This is a genomic window from Kitasatospora sp. NPDC058046 (genome assembly GCF_042885595.1).
Classification (GTDB): domain Bacteria; phylum Actinomycetota; class Actinomycetes; order Streptomycetales; family Streptomycetaceae; genus Kitasatospora.
The window spans coordinates 229806-250779 of record NZ_JBHVRS010000009.1 but is presented as its reverse complement, the minus strand read 5'-3'; the positions used below and the strand labels follow the sequence as shown (position 1 = coordinate 250779).

20 protein-coding genes and 1 pseudogene are annotated in these 20974 nt (G+C 74.2%); 7 read left to right on the top strand and 14 right to left on the bottom strand.

Features of this window, described 5'->3' with window-relative positions:
* Positions 1-4: 4 nt before the first annotated feature.
* Positions 5-337: a ribonuclease gene (locus ACFVU7_RS20655; RefSeq protein WP_049650667.1), complete on the top strand. Its 333-nt coding sequence runs from the start codon at positions 5-7 to the stop codon at positions 335-337.
* 129 nt (positions 338-466) lie between these two features.
* Here the strand turns inward: ACFVU7_RS20655 and ACFVU7_RS20650 are convergent, their stop codons facing one another.
* Complete coding sequence (locus ACFVU7_RS20650) at positions 467-1285, bottom strand: MOSC domain-containing protein (RefSeq protein WP_049650662.1); 819 nt, start codon at positions 1283-1285, stop codon at positions 467-469.
* A 143-nt stretch (positions 1286-1428) separates the two neighbouring features.
* Between ACFVU7_RS20650 and ACFVU7_RS20645 the strand changes: the two genes are divergently transcribed.
* The gene (locus ACFVU7_RS20645; protein WP_074004498.1) at positions 1429-2106 is read left to right on the top strand and encodes a TetR/AcrR family transcriptional regulator; all 678 of its coding nucleotides are present in this window, start codon (positions 1429-1431) and stop codon (positions 2104-2106) included.
* Between the two features lie 272 nt (positions 2107-2378).
* Positions 2379-2903, top strand: a complete 525-nt coding sequence (locus ACFVU7_RS20640; RefSeq protein ID WP_074004499.1) for a universal stress protein — start codon at positions 2379-2381, stop codon at positions 2901-2903.
* A 2-nt stretch (positions 2904-2905) separates the two neighbouring features.
* Here the strand turns inward: ACFVU7_RS20640 and ACFVU7_RS20635 are convergent, their stop codons facing one another.
* Entirely contained in the window at positions 2906-3652 is a 747-nt protein-coding gene (locus ACFVU7_RS20635) for an alpha/beta hydrolase family protein (protein ID WP_380741576.1), read from the bottom strand.
* Positions 3653-3920: 268 nt separating this feature from the next.
* Entirely contained in the window at positions 3921-4727 is an 807-nt protein-coding gene (locus ACFVU7_RS20630) for an IclR family transcriptional regulator (RefSeq protein WP_049650658.1), read from the bottom strand.
* Between the two features lie 324 nt (positions 4728-5051).
* Between ACFVU7_RS20630 and ACFVU7_RS20625 the strand changes: the two genes are divergently transcribed.
* The 3 genes from ACFVU7_RS20625 (at position 5052) to ACFVU7_RS20615 (ending at position 8529) form a co-directional block, all read left to right on the top strand.
* Positions 5052-6362, top strand: coding sequence for an extracellular solute-binding protein (locus tag ACFVU7_RS20625; RefSeq protein ID WP_387975723.1), 1311 nt, complete (start codon positions 5052-5054; stop codon positions 6360-6362).
* Between the two features lie 209 nt (positions 6363-6571).
* On the top strand, positions 6572-7549 hold the full coding sequence (locus tag ACFVU7_RS20620) for a carbohydrate ABC transporter permease (RefSeq protein WP_388046343.1): 978 nt from the start codon (positions 6572-6574) through the stop codon (positions 7547-7549).
* Positions 7550-7704: 155 nt separating this feature from the next.
* Positions 7705-8529: a carbohydrate ABC transporter permease gene (locus ACFVU7_RS20615; protein WP_049650666.1), complete on the top strand. Its 825-nt coding sequence runs from the start codon at positions 7705-7707 to the stop codon at positions 8527-8529.
* A 98-nt stretch (positions 8530-8627) separates the two neighbouring features.
* Here ACFVU7_RS20615 and ACFVU7_RS20610 read toward each other — a convergent pair whose 3' ends face one another.
* The 3 genes from ACFVU7_RS20610 to ACFVU7_RS20600 all read right to left on the bottom strand — a co-directional run bounded on the left by ACFVU7_RS20610 (position 8628) and on the right by ACFVU7_RS20600 (position 10950).
* Complete coding sequence (locus ACFVU7_RS20610) at positions 8628-9239, bottom strand: hypothetical protein (protein ID WP_049650655.1); 612 nt, start codon at positions 9237-9239, stop codon at positions 8628-8630.
* 162 nt (positions 9240-9401) lie between these two features.
* On the bottom strand, positions 9402-10187 hold the full coding sequence (locus ACFVU7_RS20605) for a VOC family protein (RefSeq protein WP_388046342.1): 786 nt from the start codon (positions 10185-10187) through the stop codon (positions 9402-9404).
* A gap of 121 nt (positions 10188-10308) precedes the next feature.
* The gene (locus ACFVU7_RS20600) at positions 10309-10950 is read right to left on the bottom strand and encodes an alpha-ketoglutarate-dependent dioxygenase AlkB (RefSeq protein WP_049650653.1); all 642 of its coding nucleotides are present in this window, start codon (positions 10948-10950) and stop codon (positions 10309-10311) included.
* Positions 10951-11125: 175 nt separating this feature from the next.
* Here ACFVU7_RS20600 and ACFVU7_RS20595 point away from each other — a divergent pair, with 175 nt between their 5' ends.
* Positions 11126-11644, top strand: coding sequence for a universal stress protein (locus tag ACFVU7_RS20595; RefSeq protein ID WP_388046340.1), 519 nt, complete (start codon positions 11126-11128; stop codon positions 11642-11644).
* A 7-nt stretch (positions 11645-11651) separates the two neighbouring features.
* Here the strand turns inward: ACFVU7_RS20595 and ACFVU7_RS20590 are convergent, their stop codons facing one another.
* The 8 genes and pseudogenes from ACFVU7_RS20590 to ACFVU7_RS20555 all read right to left on the bottom strand — a co-directional run.
* On the bottom strand, positions 11652-13277 hold the full coding sequence (locus ACFVU7_RS20590; protein WP_388046338.1) for an amidohydrolase: 1626 nt from the start codon (positions 13275-13277) through the stop codon (positions 11652-11654).
* The gene (locus ACFVU7_RS20585) at positions 13274-14134 is read right to left on the bottom strand and encodes a PaaX family transcriptional regulator C-terminal domain-containing protein (RefSeq protein ID WP_074004508.1); all 861 of its coding nucleotides are present in this window, start codon (positions 14132-14134) and stop codon (positions 13274-13276) included. The genes ACFVU7_RS20590 and ACFVU7_RS20585 overlap by 4 nt, the downstream gene beginning before the upstream one ends.
* A 156-nt stretch (positions 14135-14290) precedes the next feature.
* Positions 14291-15043 (bottom strand): Asp/Glu racemase, encoded by a 753-nt coding sequence (locus ACFVU7_RS20580; RefSeq protein WP_049650649.1) that lies wholly within the window; start codon positions 15041-15043, stop codon positions 14291-14293.
* A gap of 32 nt (positions 15044-15075) precedes the next feature.
* Positions 15076-15990 (bottom strand): fumarylacetoacetate hydrolase family protein, encoded by a 915-nt coding sequence (locus ACFVU7_RS20575; RefSeq protein WP_388046336.1) that lies wholly within the window; start codon positions 15988-15990, stop codon positions 15076-15078.
* Positions 15991-16007: 17 nt separating this feature from the next.
* A complete protein-coding gene (locus ACFVU7_RS20570) occupies positions 16008-17189 on the bottom strand; it encodes a cupin domain-containing protein (protein WP_388046334.1) in 1182 nt (393 codons plus the stop codon).
* Positions 17186-18157, bottom strand: a complete 972-nt coding sequence (locus tag ACFVU7_RS20565) for a carbon-nitrogen hydrolase family protein (protein ID WP_375875410.1) — start codon at positions 18155-18157, stop codon at positions 17186-17188. The genes ACFVU7_RS20570 and ACFVU7_RS20565 overlap by 4 nt, the downstream gene beginning before the upstream one ends.
* Positions 18158-18225: 68 nt before the next feature.
* Entirely contained in the window at positions 18226-20616 is a 2391-nt protein-coding gene (locus ACFVU7_RS20560; RefSeq protein WP_388046332.1) for an FAD-dependent monooxygenase, read from the bottom strand.
* Positions 20613-20957, bottom strand: a pseudogene (locus ACFVU7_RS20555) (acyl-CoA thioesterase); the annotation flags it as partial. The gene ACFVU7_RS20560 and the pseudogene ACFVU7_RS20555, both read right to left, overlap by 4 nt.
* Positions 20958-20974: the final 17 nt, after the last annotated feature.

Genomic DNA, 20974 nt, shown 5'->3' with positions numbered 1-20974 from the left:
CCTGATGACCCTCGCCCCGGTCGCCGTCGCCACCGAGGCGCACGCCGACGTGAGCGGCTCGGTCTGCCTCTCCGCCCTCCCGTCGCAGGCCACCGACACCCTCAACCTGATCGCCTCCGGCGGACCGTTCCCCTACTCCCAGGACGGGGTGGTCTTCCAGAACCGGGAGGGCGTCCTGCCCAGCGAGTCCTACGGCTACTACCACGAGTACACCGTCATCACCCCGGGCTCCCCGACCCGCGGCGCCCGCCGGATCGTGACCGGGCAGGCCAGCCAGGAGGACTACTACACCGGCGACCACTACGCCACGTTCTCGCTGATCGACCAGACCTGCTGACCGTCCGCTGATCACCCCGGGGCCGTCCCCGGACGCTCCGACGCGACGGTGGCCTCGGCTGGCTTCCCCGCCGAGGTCACCGCCGTGCGGCCGTAACCGTAGCCGTAGTCGCTACGGCCGCCCCCGGGCTCAGAGCTCGGACGGCCCCCAGGCGCCCACCGCCAGCTCGTCCCCCACCCGCAGCGTGCCGGGCCGCAGCACCGCGAACTTGCTGCCGAACGCCACCCCGCCCGCCGCCGCCCGGCGGTACCGGGCCAGCGTGCGCAGCGGCTCCGGGCCCGCCTTGGTGCCGTGGGACTGGTCCACCATCGTCACCGCGCAGCGGATCGCGAGCTTGGCGTAGCCCAGTTCGGCCCCGCCCACCTCGATCCGGCGGGCCAGGTCCTCGGTGTGCGGTTCGGACCAGCCGTCCACCACCACGTTCGGGCGGAACCGGTCCATCGGCAGCGGCGGAGTGCCGGAGAGCTCGTTGAAGTACTCCAGCGAGGAGTGCGACACCAGGTGCACGGCGCAGCTGTCCGCGTAGCCCGAGGTGCCCGGGACCAGCCCGTCGGTCACCCGGTCGTGCTCCGGCGGCACCCGGACCAGTCGGCTGCGCGCGCCCAGCACCCCGGAGAGCCAGTCGGCGGCCTCCTCGCCCTGGTCGATGCCGAAGAACGGCGCACCGAACAGCCGCACCTCGCGGCGCGGGCCCCCGGTGTCCACCGGAACCGACACCGGCTCCGTCCCCGGGGCGGCCAGGGTCAGCGAACGGCCGTCCTCCGCCACCGTCGGGCGGACGGTGGCCAGCACCGGGTCCCGGCGCTGGGAGCGGAACACGCCCTCCTCGTCCACCACCATGAACGCCCGGTCGTGGGCCAGCCCGGCCCGGGTGAGCTCCGCCTGCGCGGCCGCCACCCCCGCGCAGCCCTTCACCGGGTAGTACCGCAGTTCCGTCACCGTGGCCATCGTCCTGCTCCCCCTTCGCGCCGGCGTGCCGTGCTACGCCCGCGTACCGTCCATCTCGCGAACCCCACAGGGTAGTTGAGCGGGTCGGTGGGGGCGGAGGCGGGACGGGGTGGATCCGCCCGCCGCTTGCTAGGGTCGGGGGCATGGCACCACCGAGCAGCGCGAACCCCCCGGGGCGGCTCCGGCGTGACGCGCAGCGCAACCGCGACCTCCTGCTCGCCGCCGCCCGCGACATGTTCTCCCGGCACGGCCTGGACGTGCCGCTGGACCAGATCGCCAAGGAGGCGGGCGTCGGCAACGCCACCCTCTACCGGCACTTCCCGACCCGCGAGGCGCTGATCGGCGAGGTGTTCGCGGACGCCGGGGGCGGCCTGGCCGCCGCGGGCGAGGAGGCGCTCGCCGACGCGGACGCCTGGACCGGCCTCGAACGGTACTTCGGGCGGATCTTCGAACTGGTCGCCGCCGACCGGGGCATCAACGACCTGGTCACCCAGGCCATCCCGACCATCCCCGGGATGATCGAGATCAGCCGCGGGCACGCCACCACCGTCGGCGCCCTGATCGCCCGCGCCCAGGAGCAGGGCACCATGCGCCGCGACGTCGTCACCATGGACCTGCTCTTCCTGCTCGGCCCGCTCTGCCGCGCCCTGCCGGCCGCCACCGAGCTGCGCCCCGACCTCTGGCGCCGCTACCTCGCCCTGCTGCTCGACGGCTTCCGCGCCCAGGCCACCCACCCGCTGCCGGTCCCGCCGATCGGGGAGGAGCACCTGGACCGGATGTTCGCGGACCTCTGGGAGGCGGAGCAGCCGGAGCCCTCCTGAGCCCGGGCCCTCCTGAGCCCGGGCCCTCCTGAGTCCGAGCCCTCCTGAGTCCGAGCCCGCCGCAAGCCCGAGCCCGCCGCAAGCCCGAGCCAGCTTCCGCCCGTGCCGCATCAGGGACGCGTACGGAAGGACGGGCCCCGCGTCAGAGCCGCGTCAACGGCCCGTGGCCGTACGGGCGCGGGCCGCTTTGCTGGGGTGGAATCGGCGCGGTCCGGTCCGGCCCGGTGCGAGGGCACCCGGGCGCGCGGGCGGACGGAGAGGCAGGGCGGGCCATGACGGACAGTGGTGCGGACGGGGGCCGGATCGTGGTCGGCATCAGTGGCTCGTTGGGCAGCCTCGCCGCACTGCACCGCGCGGTGGCCGAGGCCCGTCGCTCGGACGTCGAGGTGCTCGCGGTGCTCTGCTGGACCCCGCCCGGCGACGAACTCGGCTACCGCCGCACCCCGTGCCCGCCGGTGATCGAGGCCGGCCGCGACGCCGCCGTGGCCCGGCTGCGGCAGGCCCTCGACGAGGCCTTCGCCGGACGCCACGCGGGTGTCCGGCTGCGCTGCCAGGCCGTCCGCGGCGACACCGGCCACACGCTGGTGCGGTGCGCGGACCGGCCCGGTGACCTGCTCGTCCTCGGCGCCGGACGGGAGCGCGGCCGCCTCGCCCGACTGGTGCACCCCTCGGTCACCGCCTACTGCGTCCGGCATGCCGCCTGCCCGGTCCTGGCCGTCCCGCGTCCGCCGCTGCAGCGCGAGCTGGAGGCCCTGGAGCGCGGTGGCGGGCTGCGGGAGCCGGCGGCGGGGAACTGAGGTCAGGCCGGCCCGGCCGCCTCGGCGAGGACGGCGGCGGTCCGCCGGCCGGCGGCCAGGGTGTCGGCGTCGGTGGCCGGGAGGCAGCGGCCGGCCTCGGGGTGGTAGGCGGTCATCACCACGCCGGCGTGGTCGGTGGGCAGTTCGAGGGTCCGTACCGCCGAGCGCTGCTTTGTCAGAGCAGCGCTCAACCGCCGGGTGTGCTCGATGTCCACGATCCCGTCCGCCGTGCCGTGGACCAGCCAGAGCGGGACGGGGGACGGGCCGGCGGCCAGGTGGTCGAGCGGGGCCTCGCCGGTGGTGACGGCCGTGGTCGAGTAGTGCGAGGCGATGCCGACGGCGGCGACGGGCCGTAGCTCGGCGGGGGTGTCCGGGTGGGTGGCCACGGCTATCGCCTCGCGGCCGCCCATCGACCAGCCGGCCAGCACGAAGCGGGCCGGGTCCCCGCCGTGCTCGGCGGCGATCCGGCGGGCCTGGGCCAGCGAGGCGAGCAGTTCGGCGCCGCCGCGGTCCGGCTGCTCGGAGCTCCAGTCCGGGACGAGCACCAGCAGCCCCAGCCCGGCGGCCTCCCGGGCCAGCGGCCGCAGCACGTCGCGCTCGTTCGGGCCGTTGCCGTGCCAGAGCAGCACGACGGGAGCCGGTCCGGCGGTGCCGGCGGCCGGGAGGTGGACGTCCATCAGCCGCCCTTCCGCGTACGGAGCGGCAGTCGGGGCGGCAGGCGGACCGGCCTCGGGTCGAGCGCTCGTCATGCGGGGTTCCCCTCCGGTTCGGTGGATGATCACGGAGCTGGTACTGTACTTCTCGTCGCGAGGGAGGGATTCCTCGTCAGGCGTCAGTGGTGCTACCAGAGCACGTCCTACTTTCAGTAGGAAGAGTCCGTGCGACCCGGGCCTGGCGCTCCAGAGTCGGACAGGGTCCGGTGCCGTTCGTTCGGCGCCGGGCCCTGTCCGCGTTTCCGGGAACAGGGCGACCGCCGGACGACCGTTCAGGACGGGGCGTTCTCGAGGCGAGGCGTTCTCAGGACGGCTGGCGGTCGGAGCCCAGCTCGCGGGAGATCCGCAGGCCGACCTGGGCGACCACCGGGCCGAGGGCGCGGACCCGGGCGGCGGTCATCCGTGAGGTGAGGCCGGAGACGGACAGGGCGGCGGTCACCTCGCCGGTGTGGTCGAAGATCGGGGCGGCGACGCAGCGGACCTCGGGCTCGTTCTCGCGGTCGTCGATCGAGTAGCCGCGGGCGCGGATGCGGGCGAGGTCGGCGCGAAGCCGGGGCTCGTCGGCGATGGTCCAGGCGGTCACCGGGCGCAGTCCGGCCGCGACCACCTCGGCGACGGCCTCCTCGGGCAGCCAGGCGAGGATCGCCTTTCCGGTGGCGGTGCAGTAGGCGGGGGCCCGGCTGCCGACCCGGGAGGCCATCCGGACGTTTGTCTCGTCCTCGACCTTGTCCAGGTAGACGATCCCGGGGGCCTGCCAGACGGTCAGGTGGACGGTCTCGCCCGCCTCGCGCTGGAGCCGGCGCAGGTGTTCGGCGGCGACGCTGCGCAGGTCGAGGGTGGTCAGGTAGGCCTGGCCGAGCCGCAGGGAGCCGTGGCCGAGCCGGAACCAGCCGGTCTCGCGGTCCCGGTCGAGGAGGTGCTCGTCCAGCAGGGGGCCGGCCAGTCGCAGCACGGTGCTCTTGTTCAGGCCGAGCCCGTCGGCGAGCTGGGCGAGCGGAACGCCGCGCCCGTCGCCGTGGTCGCGGACGTAGCCGAGGACGGCGAGCGCGCGGCGCAGTGAGGAGGACTGGTTGCGTTCGGTCGCGGGTTTCTTGGGCGCCGTCTCCGTCATGGGTCCGTTCCCTGTGTCGTTCTGCCGGTGTTCCCCCGCAGGTCGGCGGCGGTTGTCAGAACGTACCCGGTCGTGACGGGATCGCCTCATCTTCGATACAACGTTGTGCAGTGCAAAACTTTCCCCAACTCCCTCTTGTTGGCGCCGATCGCCCCCGCCTAACGTCCCTGCCATCGAGCAGGCGACGTCGCCCCACCCGAGCGCTGCGCCCTGCCGTACCCCCACCACTTCACCCACCATCGGCCCCGGTCAGGGCCTGCTTCGACGTGCCCGTCCCCGCGGCGGACGTCTCGGCGGCAGCTGTCGGGAGGGGAGGTCTCCACCATGCGACTCATCGGACGGACCGCCGCAGCCGTCGTGCTCGCCGCCGGCTGCCTGGCCGCCACCGCCTGTGCCCCCGGCACCGCCTCGCCGGCGAGCGACAAGGCCGCCGACGACCGGACCGGCACGCTGCAGGTCTGGCTGTACAACGAGGCGGGCAACGCGGCCAAGGAGGCCGTGATCGCCAAGGCCGTGACCGACTTCCAGGCCTCCCACCAGGGCGTCACCGTCAACGTCAGCTACATCGACACCGACGCCTCGGCCCGCGCGGCCAAGATGAAGGGCGCGTTCAACGACCCGAACAGCGCCCCCGACCTGGTCGAGTTCGGCAACACCGACCTGCCCGGCTACGTCGCCGCCGGCGGCCTCGCCGACATCACCACCGAGCTGGACAAGTGGCAGGACAAGGGCGACCTCGACCCGGCGATCGCCAAGACCGCCGTGGTGGACGGCAAGACCTACGGCCTGCCCTGGTGGGTCGGCGTGCGCGCGCTGTACTACCGCACCGACCTGTTCACCGAGGCCGGCCTCACCCCGCCGACCTCGTACGCCGAACTGGTCGCCGCCAACCAGAAGATCCACGCCGCCCACCCGGACACCTTCGGCATCGCCGTCGGCGGCAAGTACACCTTCGCCGCGCTGCCCTTCGTCTGGGACGCGGGCGGCGACATCGCCACCAAGGACGGCGCCGCGTTCAAGGCGGCGATCAACTCGCCCGCCTCGCAGGCCGGGATCAAGCGCTACACCGACCTCTTCGGCGCGGACGGCTGCCCCGCCCAGCAGTGCGCGGACCTGACCGGCGGCAAGACCGTCGACCTGTTCGCGGCCGGCAAGTCGGCGATGGCGGTGCTGCTCAACTCCAACCGCGGCAAGGTGGACGCGGGCGCGGTCAAGGGCAAGTACGGCGTGGTCCCGCTGCCTGGCGAGAAGCCCGGCTCGATCGCCCCGGCCTTCGCCGGCGGCAACAACCTGGGCGTGATGAAGGCGGCCAAGCACCGCACGCTGGCCGTCGAGTTCGCCGAACTGCTGGCGAGCCCCGCGTACCAGGAGCAGATGTACGACGCGATGGGCAACCTGCCGACGCTCAAGTCCGTCAGCGGCAAGGTCGCGGCGAAGGACGCGTTCCTGAAGCCCTTCACCGACACCATCGCGGCCGGCACCAGGTTCGTCCCGCTCGACCAGGCGTGGGCGCAGATCGACGCCCAGGCGGTGATCCCGACGATGCTCCAGCAGGTCGTCACCGGCAAGGCGGACGTGGCCAAGGCCTCGGGCGACGCGGCCGCGCAGGTCTCCTCGGCCTTCGCCGCGCACTGACGGCCGACCGCCGGCGGCGGGGGCGCGCCACGACCGCCGCCGCCGGCATGTGAGTCACCGCCACCGTCACCGCCGCCGGCAGCGAGTCACCGGCGCTGCCGGTACCGAGTCACCGCCGCCGGCACCGAGCCACCGGCGCCGCACCGCCGGCCCCCGGCCGCGTACGGACGGCCCCCCTCCCGGTTCGTCTCAGAGAGCAGGTCCCGCACGTGTCCGTATCCACCTCGACCGCCCCGGCGCCGCCTTCCCCGCAGAGGCGCCGTGGGGGAAGGGCGCCGGCCGCACCCCCGGGCGGCCGGCGCCGGCGGCCCCCGCTGCTGCTGCTCCTGCCGGCCGCGGTCATCCTGATCCCGCTGGTCGCCTACCCGATCTACCAGCTCGGCCTGCTGTCCGTACTGGACTTCGGGCAGGCCCAGGCCTCGGGCGGCGCCCCGACCTCCTTCATCGGCTTCGGCAACTACTCGAAGATCCTCGAGGACGAGCAGTTCTGGACGGTGCTGTTCCAGACCATCGGCTTCGCGGCGTTCTGCGTGGTCGCCACCCTGGCCGTCGGCGCCACCCTCGCGGTGCTGCTCACCAAGGTCGGCCGGTGGCCCCGGCTGGTGCTGACCACCGCGGCGATGGCCGCCTGGGCGGCGCCGGCGATGACCGGTTCGACGGTGTGGAGCTTCCTGTTCGACACCAACCTCGGCCTGGTCAACCACACCCTGGAGGGGCTCGGACTCTCCGGCTTCCACGAGTTCAACTGGTTCTACGACAAGTGGACGGCGTTCCTGATCGTCGGCGCCGTGGTGGTGTGGCACTCCTACCCGTTCGTGATGGTCACCCTCTACGCGGGCATCCGGGCCATCCCGGAGGAGATCATGGAGGCGGCCGCCCTGGACGGCGCCAACACCTGGACCACCTTCCGCCGGATCACCGCACCGATGCTGCGCCCGATCCTGACCATCGTGGTGATCCAGTCGGTGATCTGGGACTTCAAGGTCTTCACCCAGATCTATGTGATGACCGAGGGCGGCGGCATCGCCGGCCAGAACCTCGTGCTCAACGTGTACGCGTACCAGAAGGCGTTCGCCTCCTCGCAGTACGGGCTGGGCGCGGCGATCGGCGTGATCATGCTGCTGATCCTGGTGATCCCGACGGTCCTGTACATCCGCACCCTGCGACGGACGGGGAACGAACTGTGAGCCCGGCGAACTCCCCGGCGAACTCTCCGGCCGTGAAGCCGGCCCGGAACACCGGCGACCCCCAGGACGGGAGCGGCCCCCAGGACGGGAGCGGCCCCCGGAACACCGGCGGCCCCCGGAACACCCGTGGTCGGAACACCCGCGGCCGGTGGCGGCTGGCCGCCAACAGCGGCGCGATCGTGCTGGCCGTGGTCACCGCCTTCCCGATCTTCTGGATGGTGCTCTCGGCCTTCAAGCCCAAGGGCGAGATCCAGTCGCTCGACCCCAGGCCGTGGACCGCCCACCCCACGCTGGAGAGCTTCCGTCAGGTGCTCAGCGTGGACGGCTTCGCCCGCTACTTCGGGAACAGCCTGGTGGTCGCGCTGTCGGTGGTGGTGCTGTCGGCGATCGTGGTCTTCCTGGCGGCGGTGGCCGTGACCAGGTTCCGGTTCAAGTTCCGCACCACCATCATGGTGATGTTCCTGATCGCCCAGATGATCCCGGTCGAGGCGCTGACCATCCCGCTGTTCTTCATGTTCCGCGACGCCGGACGGTTCGCCCCGGGCATCGGGCTGAACACCCTGGCCTCGCTGGTCCTGGTGCAGCTGGCGTTCTCGCTGCCGTTCGGGATCTGGATGATGCGCGGCTTCGTCGCGGCCGTCCCGGTCTCGATCGAGGAGGCGGCGCAGATCGACGGGGCCGGCCGGACCCGCATCCTGTGGCGGATCCTGCTGCCGCTGGTGGCCCCGGGCCTCGCCGCGACCAGCGTGTTCTCCTTCATCGCGGCGTGGAACGACTTCGTCTTCGCCAAGACCTTCATCATCAGCGCCACCCAGAACCAGACGCTGCCCTCGGCGCTGCTGGTCTTCTTCAAGCCGGACGAGAACGACTGGGGCGGCATCATGGCGGCGTCCACGCTGATGACCGTGCCGGTGCTGATCTTCTTCATCGCGGTGCAGCGCAAGCTGGTCTCCGGGCTGGCCGGTGCGGTGAAGGACTGATCGCCCGCGCGTGCGGAGCGGCCGGGAGTCCCGTCGTCGTGCGGGACTCCCTGTCGTACGTGAGGGTGGGCGCTCCGGGCGTGGGCGCCGGCACCGGTTCAGGAGACGAAGCCGACGATGTCGGTGCCCTTCCGGCTCCGTGCGATCCGGAGCCAGCCGACGACCTCCGCGACGGCCTCGGCCACCTCGCGCTCCGGCACCGGGGCGCGGCCCTCGCGCCCGGCCCGGTCGAACCGGTCCAGCGCCTGCCCGCAGTCCCCGGCCGACCAGGTGCCGCAGGACGGCACCGCGCAGAAGGGCAGTCCGGTGGGAAGGCCGCCGCCGTACTGGAAGTCCGCGACCGAGACGGCGGTGATCCCGTACGCCTTCAGACCGTCGTCGACCACCTCCAGCCAGTTGCCCCGGAACGGGCCGAAGGAGTCGACCTCCAGGGGTTGCCCGACCAGCCAGCACAGCCGCCGGTACGCGTAGCCGTACTGGAAGGCGTGGTCCTCGTTCCCGGAGAAGGGCCCGCCGTGCACCACGGCGCGCAGCGCCTCCAGGGCGGTCGGGGCGCCCTGCGCGATCTCGTCGGCGAAGTGCTCGTCGGACCTGTCCAGGGACGGGCCGAAGTACGCGAGGGCCTCGTCGACCGCTCCGTCGTCGCCGCTGCCGACGCGGGCACGGAGCTCCGCGGGGTCGACCAGGTACGCGCGCAGGAAGGAACTCATATCAGCACGGTAGCGGGCGCAACGGACAGCCGGGTCGGCGGGTCCGGCCGCCCTCGGGCGGTGGGGTCGTACTGAATCGTCTTGCCGTACAGGCAAGTTGACGGGACGGCAGCGGCCTCGCCGGCTCCCCGGGTGAGGGGCGGGAGCGTCGGCGGCCGGGGCTCAGGCCGCGGCCGCGGAGTCGCGGGCGGGGACGGCGACCAGCACGAACTCCGCGCCGGCGTCGTCCCGGACCAGCGCGGTGCGGCCGAACGGCCCCGGCGCCGGACCGGTGACGACGGCGCCGCCGAGGGCGCGCAGCCGGTCGGCCGCGCGGTCGGTGTCCTCGGTCGCGAAGTGGACCAGCCAGCGTGCGCCTCCCTCCGGACCGGCGCCCGGGCCGGAGGGGCTGGAGGGGTCGGAGGGGCCGATGCTGCACGCGGGCCGACCGGCCACCCGGGCGAGGGTGTGGCCCGCCCGCGGCCGGTCGTAGCTGTAGCCGACGACCCGGCGGTAGAAGGCCCGCGCGGTGTCGGGGTCGGGGGAGAGGTGCTCGTTCCAGGCGAACGCGCCGGGCTCGTCGACCAGGCCGGCGCCGTCGATGGTGCCGGCCCGCCAGAGCCCGAAGCGGGCACCGAGCGGGTCGACGGCGAGCGCGGCGCGGCCCTGCTCGGGCACCTCGTACGGTTCGCGGGCGAGGCGGCCGCCGGCGGCCCGGACGGCGGCGGCGGTGCGCAGCGGGTCGGGGCAGGCGAGGAAGGTGGTCCAGGCGGGCGGGTCGGTCGGCCGGGCCCGTTCGACGGCCGCGACCTGGGCGCCGTGCCGGGTGGCCACCGCCTCGGCGCGGCCGGTCGGGACGAACTCCCAGTCGAACAGCGCGCCGTAGAAGGCCTGCGCCCGTGCGGTGTCCGGCGTGGTGAGCACGACCCAGCACGGGACCCCGGCGCGGTAGTTGCCCGGCTTCGGCATGCGGTCCTCCTGGCGGGCCCGGTGTCCGGCGCCCGGCGTCCGGTGCCCGGAGCAACGGCCCCACCCGCCAGCCTCCGCGCCCGGCGGGTGCGCGGCAAGCGGGCGTCCCCGGCGACGATGCCTAGGACACCCCGTGCGGCCGGAACTGGACGCTGATCCGCGGGCCCACCGGGCGGGCCGTCTTGGGGATCGCGTGTTCCCAGGTGCGCTGGCAGGAGCCGCCCATCACCACCAGGTCCCCGTGGCCGAGCGGGTGGCGGACGACGGTCGTGCCGCCGGACCGGGGCCGCAGCGCCAGGGTGCGCGGCTCGCCGACGGAGAGGATCGCCACCATGGTGTCCTCGCGGGCGCCGCGCCCGATCCGGTCGCCGTGCCAGGCCACGCTGTCCCGGCCGTCCCGGTAGTAGCAGAGTCCGAGGGTGCGGAACGGCTCGCCCAGCTCCCGGGCGTAGTGGTCGCTCAGGGCGGCCCGGGCCAGGCCGAGCACCGGGTGCGGCGGTTCGGCGTGCGCCGGGTAGGAGGCCAGCAGGCGCGGGACGTCGACCGTCCGCTCGTACATCTCGCGGCGTTCGGCGCGCCAGGGCACGGTGGCGGCCAGCTGTTCGAACAGCTCGTCGGCCCCGTGCAGCCAGCCCGGGAGCAGGTCGAGCCAGGCGCCGTCGCCGAGCGGCTGCCGTCGCAGGCCGTCGAGCGGGCCGAGGCGGACGCCGCCGCGGTCGGTGTCGTCGAACAGCGAGGGCTGGAGGTGGACGGTGCCGTGCATGGGGTCAGCGTACGCCCTTGTTCGAACAGGTGCTCGAATATTGCGCCCAGGGCATGGGTATGCCGAGCGATGCACGGTGATATTCAGTTAATGCCTTCGATTTGCAGGCCAAATCGGGAGTGTGGCAACCTAATCGCAGACATTGAAGAGTTCTGACATCGGAAAGCGAAGGATCATGTCGGACGGCGCCCGCGTCATCGTCGGAGTCAGCGGTTCCCTGCACAGCCTGACCGCCCTGCACCGGGCGGCCGAGGAAGCCCGGGTCCGGCAGGCGGTGCTGGTGCCGGTGCTCGCCTGGACGCCGGTCGGCGGCGAGCGCAACTACCGGGCCCGGCCGTGCCCGCCGCTGCTGCGCGCCTGGCAGGAACTCGCCGAGGCGCGGATGGCGAGCGCGCTGGAGCAGGCCTTCGGCGGTCTGCCGATCGGCGCGCCGGTGCGGCCGCTGGTCGTGCGCGGCGATGCCGCCACGGTGCTGACCGGGCTCGCCGACCGTCCGGGCGACCTGCTGGTGGTCAGCACCGGCGAGCAGGGCGGCCTGCGGGTCAGGCTGCGCGGGCTGACGCGCCGCTCGGTCACCCGGCAGTGCCTGGCCCGGGCCCGGTGCGGGGTGCTCGCCGTTCCGCCGTCCACGCTGCACGAGGACCTGCGCGCGCTGCACCGCGGCATCGATCTGCGGGAGCTCGCGGCGGCCTGACGATCCATCAACTCCGGTGCGTGGTGCGGCCGTCGACCACCGTACGGGTGGGGCGAAGGTCGCGCAGCGCGTCCACCGGGCAGTCCAGCGGATCGACCGGCCACACCGTGAGGTCGGCGAACGCCCCCGGCCGCAGGCTGCCGCGCACCGCGCTCTCGCCGGTCAGCCGGGCCGCGTTCACGGTGTGCAGGGCGACCGCCTCGGCCCGGCCGATCGCGTGCTCCGGGCCGACCACCCCGGCCGTGGTGCCCCGGGTGGTCATGCCCCAGACCGACACCATCGCGCCGTACGGGCCGACCGGGAAGTCCGAGCCCCCGGTGATCAGCGCGCCCTCGTCCAGCCACTCGCGCAGCGGGAAGAGCGCGGCGGTGCGCTCCTCGCCCCAGGCCCGCTGCTGGGTGAGCGCGCCGTCGTGCAGCAGCGGGTGCTGGACCGTCACCGGGATGCCGAGGGCGATCGCCCGGGCCCGCTGTTCGGGGCGGGCCAGGCCGCCGTGCTCGACCACCAGGGTGCCGGGCGGCAGGCCGGGGCGGCGCGCGGCCACCTGCTCGAAGACGTCCAGCAGCACCCGCAGCCCGCGGTCGCCCCAGGCGTGCACGCCGACCCGCCAGCCCCGCCCGACCACCCGGTCCACCGCCGCGAGCAGCTCGGCCGGCTCCCAGAGCAGCCGGCCGTGGTAGCACGGCTGCCCCCGGTAGGGTTCCTCCACGGCGCCCGCCTCGAAACCGCCGTCGATGCCGAACTTGACGCCCCACAGGCTCAGTCGGCCGTCGTCCCGGCCGGCGGAGCGCCAGGCGTCCATCCGCTCCAGCAGTGCGTCCACCTGCTCCGGCGTGCGGGCGGCGAAGCCGGAGACCAGCGCCCGGACCCGGACGGCCAGGGCGCCCTCGGCCCGCGCGGCGTCCAGCACCTCCAGGTCCTCGACCGGGACCAGGCAGTCGCGGACGGTGCCGATGCCGGTGGCGGCGAAGTCGGCGGAGGCGGCGCGCAGGCCCTCGATCCGCTCCGCGAGGGTGGGGCGCGGCAGCACCCGCTCGACCGGCTCGACCGCCCGGTCGACCAGCCGGCCGGTGAGCCGCCCGTGCCGGTCGCGCTCGATCACGCCGCCGGGCGGTGCCTCGGTGGCCTCGGTGATCCCGGCCAGCCGCAGCGCGGCCGAGTTGAGCACCATGTTGTACGCGCCGCGGCGCACCAGCACCGGGTGGTCCGCGGTGGCCGCGTCCAACTCCCCGGTGGTGGGCATCCGTTGCTCGGCCAGCAGCACCTCCTGCCAGTTGACCGTGGTCTGGATCCACTCCCCGGCGGGGGTGCGGGCGGCGCGCTCGCGGATCAGGGCGAGGAACCCGGCCAGGTCGTGGGCCCGGTGGACGGGCACGCCGTGGACGCTGTGCCCGGCCATGACCAGATGGGTGTGGGTGTCGTCGAAGGCGGGCAGCACCGTCGAGCCCGGGGCGTCCACCACCTCGGTGGCCGGGCCGACCAGGGCGTCCAGGCCGTCGGGCGCGGGGGACAGGGCGGTGATCCGGCCGCCGGTGACGGCGACCGCCCGGCGGGGCGGCTCGCCGGGCACCAGGGTGTGCACGGCGGCGGCCCGGATCAGCAGGTCGGCGGGGACGGGGGCGGGGTCGGTCATTGCGGCTCCTGGATCGCCGGACGCACCGGGGGGCGGGACAGCCCGGTGACCTTCTCGACGTACCGAAGACTGGGCTCGGCGAGCAGTCCGTGCAACTCGGTGAACACCGCGCGGGCCGGCACCGCGTTCCAGTCGGCGGGCAGCAGCTGCGCGGGCAGCCCCGGGTCCAGGTACGGCAGGCGGCGCCACTGGGTGAGCATCGGCACGTAGGCGCGGAACGCCTCGGCCGGGTCGACCGGCGACCGGTCGCGCCGCTCCTCGGCGGCCGGGTGCCAGGCGTCGGCGAAGGCCGCGTACTGCGCCTCGATCGCCGGGAGGTCCCACCAACTCGCCACCGCCGTCCGGAGATCGGCGAAGCCGGCGTACTCGGCGGAGAGGAACAGGTGGACGTAGGCGCTCAGCCCGAGCCGGTCCAGCAGCCGGCGGGCGTCCGGCAGCAGCCGGGCGGGCGCCAGCCAGACCCCCGGGGCGGCGTTGCCGAAGCCGAGCCAGCTCAGCCGGGAGCGCAGCTGGTGGCGGTGGGCGCGGGCGGACTCGGGCACCGAGAAGACCGCCACCACCCAGCCGTCGGCGAGTGCGGCGGGCTCCAGGCTGTGGAAGATCCGCCGGTCGCCCTCCTCGAAGACCGGCTCCACCGCCGGGGCGAGCCGGTAGCCGGTTCCGCCGCGACGCTCCTGGAGCAGGGTGCCGGCCTTCTTCAGCCGGGACGTCGCCGAGCGGACGGCCGGGCCGTCGACGTCCAGCTCGGCCAGCAGGGCGATCAGGTCGGCGATGGATATCCAGCCGCCGAGGCGGCGGACGAACTCGCCGTAGACGGTGTTGATCAGGGAGCTCGGCCGGGGTGCGTTCTCGGACATGCGCGGGCCCTCCTCCCCGGCGACTGGTGGCGATCATAACGAGGGTGCGGGACATCGGAAGGGTCTTGCCGATCTTTGCCGGATGCGCCGATCCGGCGGGAAGCGCACGGAACACCTGCTAGGGGTAACGCCTACTGCGCGTACCGCTACCGCCCGCTACGCGTAGGCGCCGGAGAGCAGGGTCCCGGCCCCGGGGGCGAAGGCGGGCAGGCCGAGGGCCCGCAGCAGCTGGTGGGTGGTGCAGACGGCGGCCGAGACCACGGGCTTGCCGAGCTGCTGCTCGGCCTCCTCGACGGCGGACAGCGAGGGCAGCTGCACGCAGGCCGAGAGCACCACGGCGTCCGCCCCGGCGTGGGCGAGACCGCGGGCGATCGCGGGCAGCCGGGCCGGGTCGTGGGCGGCCACGTCGAGGTTGTCGGCGATCTCCAGGGCGGCGTGGTCGAGCACCTCGATGCCCTCCGCGGCGAGGTACTCGACCACCGTCCGGGCCAGCGGCCGCAGGTACGGGGTGACCATCGCGACCTTGGCGGCCCCGAGCTCGTGCAGCCCGGCGACCAGGGCGCCGGCGCTGGTGACCACGGGTGCGGGGGCGCCGTTCTGGATGGTGCGCAGGTGCAGCCGCCGCTCGGCCTCGCGGTGGTAGCCGTGGCCGGTGGCCATCACCGCGACCAGGCAGGCGTAGCCGAGCACGTCCACCCGGGCGTCCGAGAGCTCGGCGGCGCAGCGGTCGGACTCGGCGTCCATGGCGCGCAGTTGCTCGGGGGTGACCCTGGTCATCCGCATCCGGCTGGAGTGGAAGGTGAACCGCTCGGGGGCGACCGCCTCGCGGGCCCGCAGCAGGGCGGGGACCTCGGTCTCCATGGTGACGTTGGAACTCGGGACGATCTGGCCGATCCGGTAGGTGGTCATCGGGCGGACGGTCCTTTCCGGTCGGGGGCTGGTCAGCGGGCGTCGACCACGGGGTTGGCGAGCGTGCCGATCCGCTCGATGGTGGCCTCGACGAGGTCGCCGGGCTGGAGGAACCGCGGGGGCACCATCCCGGCGCCGACGCCCGAGGGGGAGCCGGTGGCGATCACGTCGCCCGGTTCCAGGGTGACGCCGGAGGAGATGTCGGCGATCAGCCGGGCGACGCCGAACAGCATGTGGCGGGTGTTGGAGTCCTGCCGCGGCTCGCCGTTGACCTTCAGCGAGAGGTCGAGCCGCTGCGGGTCGGGGATCTCGTCGGCGGTCACCACGACCGGGCCGAAGGGGGCGTAGCCGTCCTGGCCCTTGGAGAAGAACCACTGGCCGGAGCGGCGCTGGTCGCGGGCGCTGATGTCGTTGACGATGCTGTAGCCGAACACGTGCCGCAGCGCCTCCGCCTCGGCCACCCGGAAGGCCGGCGCGCCGATCACCACGGCGAGTTCGCACTCCCAGTCGAGCTGCTTGGTGAGGTCGGCGTTGTGCGGGATGGGCCCGCCCGGGCCGGTGACGGCGGTCGAGGGCTTGCCGAACAGCACCGGGCGGTCGGGGAGTTCGCGGTCGGTGTCCAGGGTGCGGTGCGACTCGGCCACGTGCTCCACGTAGTTGAGGCCGACACCGACGATCTTGCCGGGGCGCAGCGGCGCGCACAGCGAGACCTCGGCGAGCGGCCTGGTGGCCGGGGAGCCGGCGAGCAGCTCGCGGACGACGGCCAGGGCCGGTTCCCCGGCGCGGATCAACCCGAGGAGGTCGGGCGGGAGTTGAGCACCGGCGGCGGTGGCCAGGGCGGTCAGGTCGGCGACCCGGTCGCCGTCGAGCCGGGCGCCGAGGCGCGGGGCGGCTGCGGCTTCGGCGGTGGCAGCGGGGTCGGCGATTCGGAAGGTCAACAGGTGCATGGCGGTGGGGCTCCTGGTCAGGCGGTGGTGGTGGGCTGCTGCCCGTCCGGGTGGGCCTCTTCGCGGTGGAGGCCGAGCGAGTGCATCACCGGGAAGTCGTTGAAGGAGAACAGGCAGGCGTCCTCGCCCTGGTCGAGGTTCGCGTGCTCGTGCCAGGCCCAGGACGGGACGACGAAGACGTCCCCCCGCTGCCACTCGAAGCGGTGGCCGGCGATCACCGAGACGCCCCGCCCCTTGGCCGCGGTGTACACCACCGAGCCGGTGTGCCGGTGGGCGCGGGTGGCCTGGCCCGGTCGAAGCAGTTGCAGGTGGGCGGACATGGTCGGCATCACCGGGCCGCCGGTGACGGGGTTGGTGTACTCCATGACCACGCCGTCGAAGGGCGATCCCTCGGTGGCGCGGGCGAGTCGGCAGAGCGCGTGGTAGCTGGGCTCCCAGGGCCAGCCGAACAGCGGCGAGTAGGGGCGGGTCCACTTCTCGACGCCGTACGGCAGCAGGTTGCCGCCGTAGCTGAGCAGCGAGGAGTCGGTGACCGGCCCGGGCCGCTGGTACAGCTCCGGGTGGACCTCGTAGAAGTTGGCGTCGAGGGTGTTGACCAGCGGGATGTCCAGGCCGTCCTGCCAGATCACCGGGGCGTCGTCGGCCTCGTTGCCGTGCTCGTGCCAGGTGTTGTTCGGGGTGATCGCGAAGTCGCGCGGGCCGACCTTGAGCTTCTGCCCGTCCACGACGGTCCAGGCGCCGGTGCCCTCGTGGACGAAGCGCAGTGCGGAGGCCTGGTGGCGGTGCGCCGTCATCGCCTCGCCGGGGCCCATGATCTGCAGCCCGGTGTACAACAGGCCTACGGCGGCGCTCAGTTCGCGGCGGCCGGGGTTCACCAGCATCACCACCCGGCGCCCGGCGTCGTCGGCCTTCACCAGGGGCAGGGCCTTGTGCACCAGTGGGCGGAGGTCGGCGTAGCGCCAGAGCACGGGGACGGACCTCGGCTGCGGGTACCAGGGCTCGATCTCGTTGGCGACCGTCCACAGGGCGCCGGCCTGGTACTTGGCCAACTCCTCGTAGTAGGCGAGCAGTTCCGGGCTGTCGGTGACCCTGGCCCGGCCGATCCGGTCGTCGTCGTGACCGTCGTGACCGTCGTGACCGGCATGGCTTCCGCGACCGTCGTGACCGTCGTGACCGGGGGTGCGTTCGGGGCTGGTCATGCCTCCTCCTCGGGGAACACCAGCGGCCGCAGCGGGCGGTTGTCCACGTGCAGCCGGAAGACGTCGAAGCGGTTGTAGTGGCCGACGATGTCGTGCATCTGCCGGGGCTGGACGCAGCGGCCGAGGTCGATCTCGGCGTAGACGATGCCCTCCTCGTCCACCAGCGGTTCGGTGACGGCGCGGCCGTCCGGGCCGAAGATCCCGGACAGGGCGCTGTGCGGGCGGGCGAGTTGCTTGCGGAGCCGCGGGTCGTCGCCGGCGATCAGGTCCACGATCTCGGGGGAGACGGTGGAGCAGGCGACGACCGAGAACACCTTGCCCTCGAAGCAGTGCGCGGCGGTGCGCAGGGCGATGGAGTCCGCCATGTCGTAGTCCTCGGGGCCCACCGGCAGCGCGATGTAGCAGGCGGCGTGGACGAGTTCGCCCTGGGCCAGCAGCGTGAAGCGGGCCAGCGGGTTGGTGTTCTCGCCGCAGGCCAGCGCGCCGAGCGGGCCGACGGCGGTGGGGTGCACCGTGAGGGTGCTGCCGTCGCCCTGCCCCCAGGTCAGTTTCTCGGCCCAGGTCGGCACCAGTTTGCGGTGCACGCCGAGCAGTTCGCCGTCCGCGCCGATGATCAGCAGGGTGTTGTACAGCGGTCCGAGGCCGGGCCGGCCGCGTTCGTTGACCCCGATCACCAGCACCACGCCGGCCTGCCGGGCCGCGGCCCGCAGGGTGTCGACGTACGGGCCGGGGACGTCCACGGCGGCCCGGTACAGCCGGTCGTACCAGGGCGAGCCCTGCACCGGGTTCATCGTCCAGTTCCAGTACGGGTAGCCGGGCACGAAGACCTCGGGGAAGACCACCAGTTCGGCGCCGTGCCCGGCCGCCTCGTGGATCAGCGCGACGGCCTTGTCGACGGTGGCGGCCGGGTCCAGGTAGACCGGGGCGGCCTGGACGGCGGCGGCGGTGAAGCGGGGCAGGTCGGGCATGGTTCCTCGTCCCTCCTCGGGGGCTGCGGTGGGGAACGCGACGGCTTCTCGAGGGGCTCGGGGGCCGCTCACGGAAGGTCCGGTGACCAGCGGCGGTGGACGGGCGGGGGCGGCTCGCGCAGCAGGTGCAGGCGCGGGGCGACCCGGTCGGCGTTCGGCCCGGGCGGCTTCCGGCTGCCGGCCCGCCAGGGTTCGGGCCAGCGGGCGCCCGGCCCGGTGTGGTCCCGCTCGGCGGCGGCGTGCAGCGTCCAGAGCGGGTCGTACAGGTGGGCGCGGCCGACCGCGACCAGGTCGGCCCGGCCGGCCAGCAGGACGGAGTCCGCGTCGTCGAAGCCGGAGATGGCGCCGACCGCGATGGTCGGCAGGCCGGTGGCGGTGCGGACCAGTTCGGCGAACGGCGTCTGGTAGCCGCGCCCGTACGGCGGCCGCTGGTGCGCCACCACCTCGCCGGTGGAGACGTCCAGCGCGTCCGCCCCGGCCCCGGCGAGCGCGCGGCCGATCGCCACGGCCTCCTCCTCGGTGGTGCCGCCGGGCGCCCAGTCGCAAGCCGAGATCCGCACCAGCAGCGGCCGCCCGGCCGGCCAGACGGCGCGCACCGCCGTCAGCACCTCCAGTGGCAGCCGCAGCCGGTGGGCGAGCGGACCGCCGTAGCGGTCGGTGCGGCGGTTGGTGAGCGGGGAGAGGAAGGAGGAGAGCAGGTGGCCGTGGCCGAACTGGAGCTCCAGCACGTCGAAGCCGGCCCGGGCGGCCCGCTCGGCGGCGGCCGCGAAGTCCGCGGTGACGGCGGTCAGTTGGATGTCGTTCGCCTCGTGCGGCACCGGGCTGCCGGTGTCCCAGGGGAGGGCCGAGGGGGCGATCAGCGGCCAGCCCTCGGCGAGCGGGTGCCCGACGCCGTCCGGTCCGGGGGCGGCGGTCGCGCCCCGGCGGCCGGCGTGGGTCAGCTGGATGCCGAGCGGGGTGTCGCTCACCGCCCGTACGGCGTCGACGAGTCGGCGCCAGGCGGCCTCCTGGTGGTCGGCCCACAGGCCCGGGCAGCGGTCGGTGGCCCGGCCCTCGGGGCTGACCGCGGTCATCCCGGCGATCACCAGCCCCGCGCCGCCGAGCGCGTGGCCGGTCAGTTGGGCGCGGTCGAAGCCGCTGGGCAGCGCGTCGGGGGAGGTGAAGGTGGCGAGCGGGGGCACCACGACGCGGTTGCGCAGTTCCAGCGCGCCCAGTTTCAGCGGCCGGAACATCGGCGGCACCCCGGGCGAGCCGCCGAAGGCGGTGTCCACGGCGTCCACGAAGGCGGGGTCGCGGGCCCGCAGGTTGCCGTAGGTGACCCGCCGGCTGCGGGTGAGCAGGTTGAAGGCGAACCGGTCGATCCCCTGCCCGGTGCGCCGCCCGATGGTCTCGAACCATTCCAGGCTGGCCTGCGCGGCGCGCTGGGTGGACTCCACCACCGGGCGCCGCTCGGCCTCGTACCCGGCCAACGCCGCGTCCAGGGTGGGCTGTTCGCTCAGCGCGGCGGCCAGGGCGAGGGCGTCCTCCAGGGCGAGCTTGGTGCCGGAGCCGATCGAGAAGTGCGCGGAGTGCGCGGCGTCGCCGAGCAGGACCACGTTGCGGTGGCGCCAGCTCGCGTTCCGGACCGTGGTGAAGCGGATCCAGCGGGAGGCGTTGGGGATCAGCCGGTGGCCGTCCAGGTGCCCGGCGAGCAGCTCGGCGCAGCGCCGCACGCTCGCCAGGTCGCTCTCTCCGCGCGCCGACTCCCGTGCGGCCAGGGCCTCGAAGCCGGCGCGGTGCCAGGCGTCCGCGGCCGCCTCGACGATGAAGGTCGAGCGGGTGGCGCTGTACGGGTAGGCGTGCACCTGGAGGACGCCGAAGTCGTACCGCTCGACGATGAAGGTGAAGGCCTCGAAGACCTTGTCGGTGGCGAGCCACATGTAGCGGCAGTGGCGTTCGTCCAGGTCGGGGCGGAAGCTCTCGGGGTGGGCGGCCCGGGTGCCGGAGCGGATTCCGTCGGCGGCCACCACCAGGTCGTACTCGGCGGCCAGTCGGTCGACGGGCGGGGCCGGGGTGCGGTAGCGCACGTCCACCGCCAGCTCGGCGCAGCGCTGTCGGAGGACGGCGCGCAGCCGGTTGCGGTCCAGGGCGGCGAAGCCGTGGCCGCCGCTGGTGCGGACCTCGCCCGCGTAGCGGATGTCGATGTCGCTCCAGCGGGCGAACTCGGCGCTGATCGCGGCGAAGACGAGCGGGTCGGCCCGGGCGATGCCGTCCAGGGTCTCGTCGGAGAAGACCACGCCGAAGCCGAACTCGTCGTCCCGGCCGTCCCGTTCGAAGACGGTGATGTCCCGGTCGGGTGCCAGCTGCTTGGCCAGGGCGGCGAAGTAGAGCCCGCCGGGGCCGGCGCCGATCACCGCGATCCGGCGCACCGCCCGCGGAGCCGCTTCCGGTCGGCCCGCGCGGTCCGGTGCCGTGCTCATGCGAGCACCTCGGGCCGCTGCGGCCCCGCCTCGGCCAGCGTGCGGCGGACCTGCGCGGGCCACGGCTGGGAGCCCCCGTCCTGCGGCGCGGCGTGCACCACCGACATCCGCCCGCTCGCGGCCAGTCCGTGCGGGCCGTGCACCTCGAAGGCGTAGTGCAGGGAGGAGCCGCCGACCCGGACCACCCGCAGTTCGGTGCGGACGAGGTCGCCGAACCAGAGCCGTTCGCGGTAGTCGGCCTCGAAGTGCACCCGGGGTATCCGCCCGAACAGTTCGGCGAGCCCGAGCCGGCGCAGCAGGGCCGCCTCCGCCGCCTCGGCCCAGCGCTGCACGGCGGAGAAGTGGTAGTGCCCGGCGG

What these genes read in the sequence shown, in the direction of transcription:
- ACFVU7_RS20605 (WP_388046342.1), bottom strand. Translation starts at nt 10,187, where the DNA reads ATGCCGAAGCCGGGCAACTACCGCGCCGGGGTCCCGTGCTGGGTCGTG.
- ACFVU7_RS20600 (WP_049650653.1), bottom strand. Translation starts at nt 10,950, where the DNA reads ATGCACGGCACCGTCCACCTCCAGCCCTCGCTGTTCGACGACACCGAC.
- ACFVU7_RS20560 (WP_388046332.1), bottom strand. Translation starts at nt 20,616, where the DNA reads ATGAGCACGGCACCGGACCGCGCGGGCCGACCGGAAGCGGCTCCGCGG.
- ACFVU7_RS20635 (WP_380741576.1), bottom strand. Translation starts at nt 3,652, where the DNA reads ATGACGAGCGCTCGACCCGAGGCCGGTCCGCCTGCCGCCCCGACTGCC.
- ACFVU7_RS20650 (WP_049650662.1), bottom strand. Translation starts at nt 1,285, where the DNA reads ATGGCCACGGTGACGGAACTGCGGTACTACCCGGTGAAGGGCTGCGCG.
- ACFVU7_RS20570 (WP_388046334.1), bottom strand. Translation starts at nt 17,189, where the DNA reads ATGACCAGCCCCGAACGCACCCCCGGTCACGACGGTCACGACGGTCGC.
- ACFVU7_RS20575 (WP_388046336.1), bottom strand. Translation starts at nt 15,990, where the DNA reads ATGCACCTGTTGACCTTCCGAATCGCCGACCCCGCTGCCACCGCCGAA.
- ACFVU7_RS20625 (WP_387975723.1), top strand. Translation starts at nt 5,052, where the DNA reads ATGCGACTCATCGGACGGACCGCCGCAGCCGTCGTGCTCGCCGCCGGC.
- ACFVU7_RS20655 (WP_049650667.1), top strand. Translation starts at nt 5, where the DNA reads ATGACCCTCGCCCCGGTCGCCGTCGCCACCGAGGCGCACGCCGACGTG.
- ACFVU7_RS20610 (WP_049650655.1), bottom strand. Translation starts at nt 9,239, where the DNA reads ATGAGTTCCTTCCTGCGCGCGTACCTGGTCGACCCCGCGGAGCTCCGT.
- ACFVU7_RS20630 (WP_049650658.1), bottom strand. Translation starts at nt 4,727, where the DNA reads ATGACGGAGACGGCGCCCAAGAAACCCGCGACCGAACGCAACCAGTCC.
- ACFVU7_RS20585 (WP_074004508.1), bottom strand. Translation starts at nt 14,134, where the DNA reads ATGTCCGAGAACGCACCCCGGCCGAGCTCCCTGATCAACACCGTCTAC.
- ACFVU7_RS20565 (WP_375875410.1), bottom strand. Translation starts at nt 18,157, where the DNA reads ATGCCCGACCTGCCCCGCTTCACCGCCGCCGCCGTCCAGGCCGCCCCG.
- ACFVU7_RS20595 (WP_388046340.1), top strand. Translation starts at nt 11,126, where the DNA reads ATGTCGGACGGCGCCCGCGTCATCGTCGGAGTCAGCGGTTCCCTGCAC.
- ACFVU7_RS20590 (WP_388046338.1), bottom strand. Translation starts at nt 13,277, where the DNA reads ATGACCGACCCCGCCCCCGTCCCCGCCGACCTGCTGATCCGGGCCGCC.
- ACFVU7_RS20580 (WP_049650649.1), bottom strand. Translation starts at nt 15,043, where the DNA reads ATGACCACCTACCGGATCGGCCAGATCGTCCCGAGTTCCAACGTCACC.
- ACFVU7_RS20645 (WP_074004498.1), top strand. Translation starts at nt 1,429, where the DNA reads ATGGCACCACCGAGCAGCGCGAACCCCCCGGGGCGGCTCCGGCGTGAC.
- ACFVU7_RS20640 (WP_074004499.1), top strand. Translation starts at nt 2,379, where the DNA reads ATGACGGACAGTGGTGCGGACGGGGGCCGGATCGTGGTCGGCATCAGT.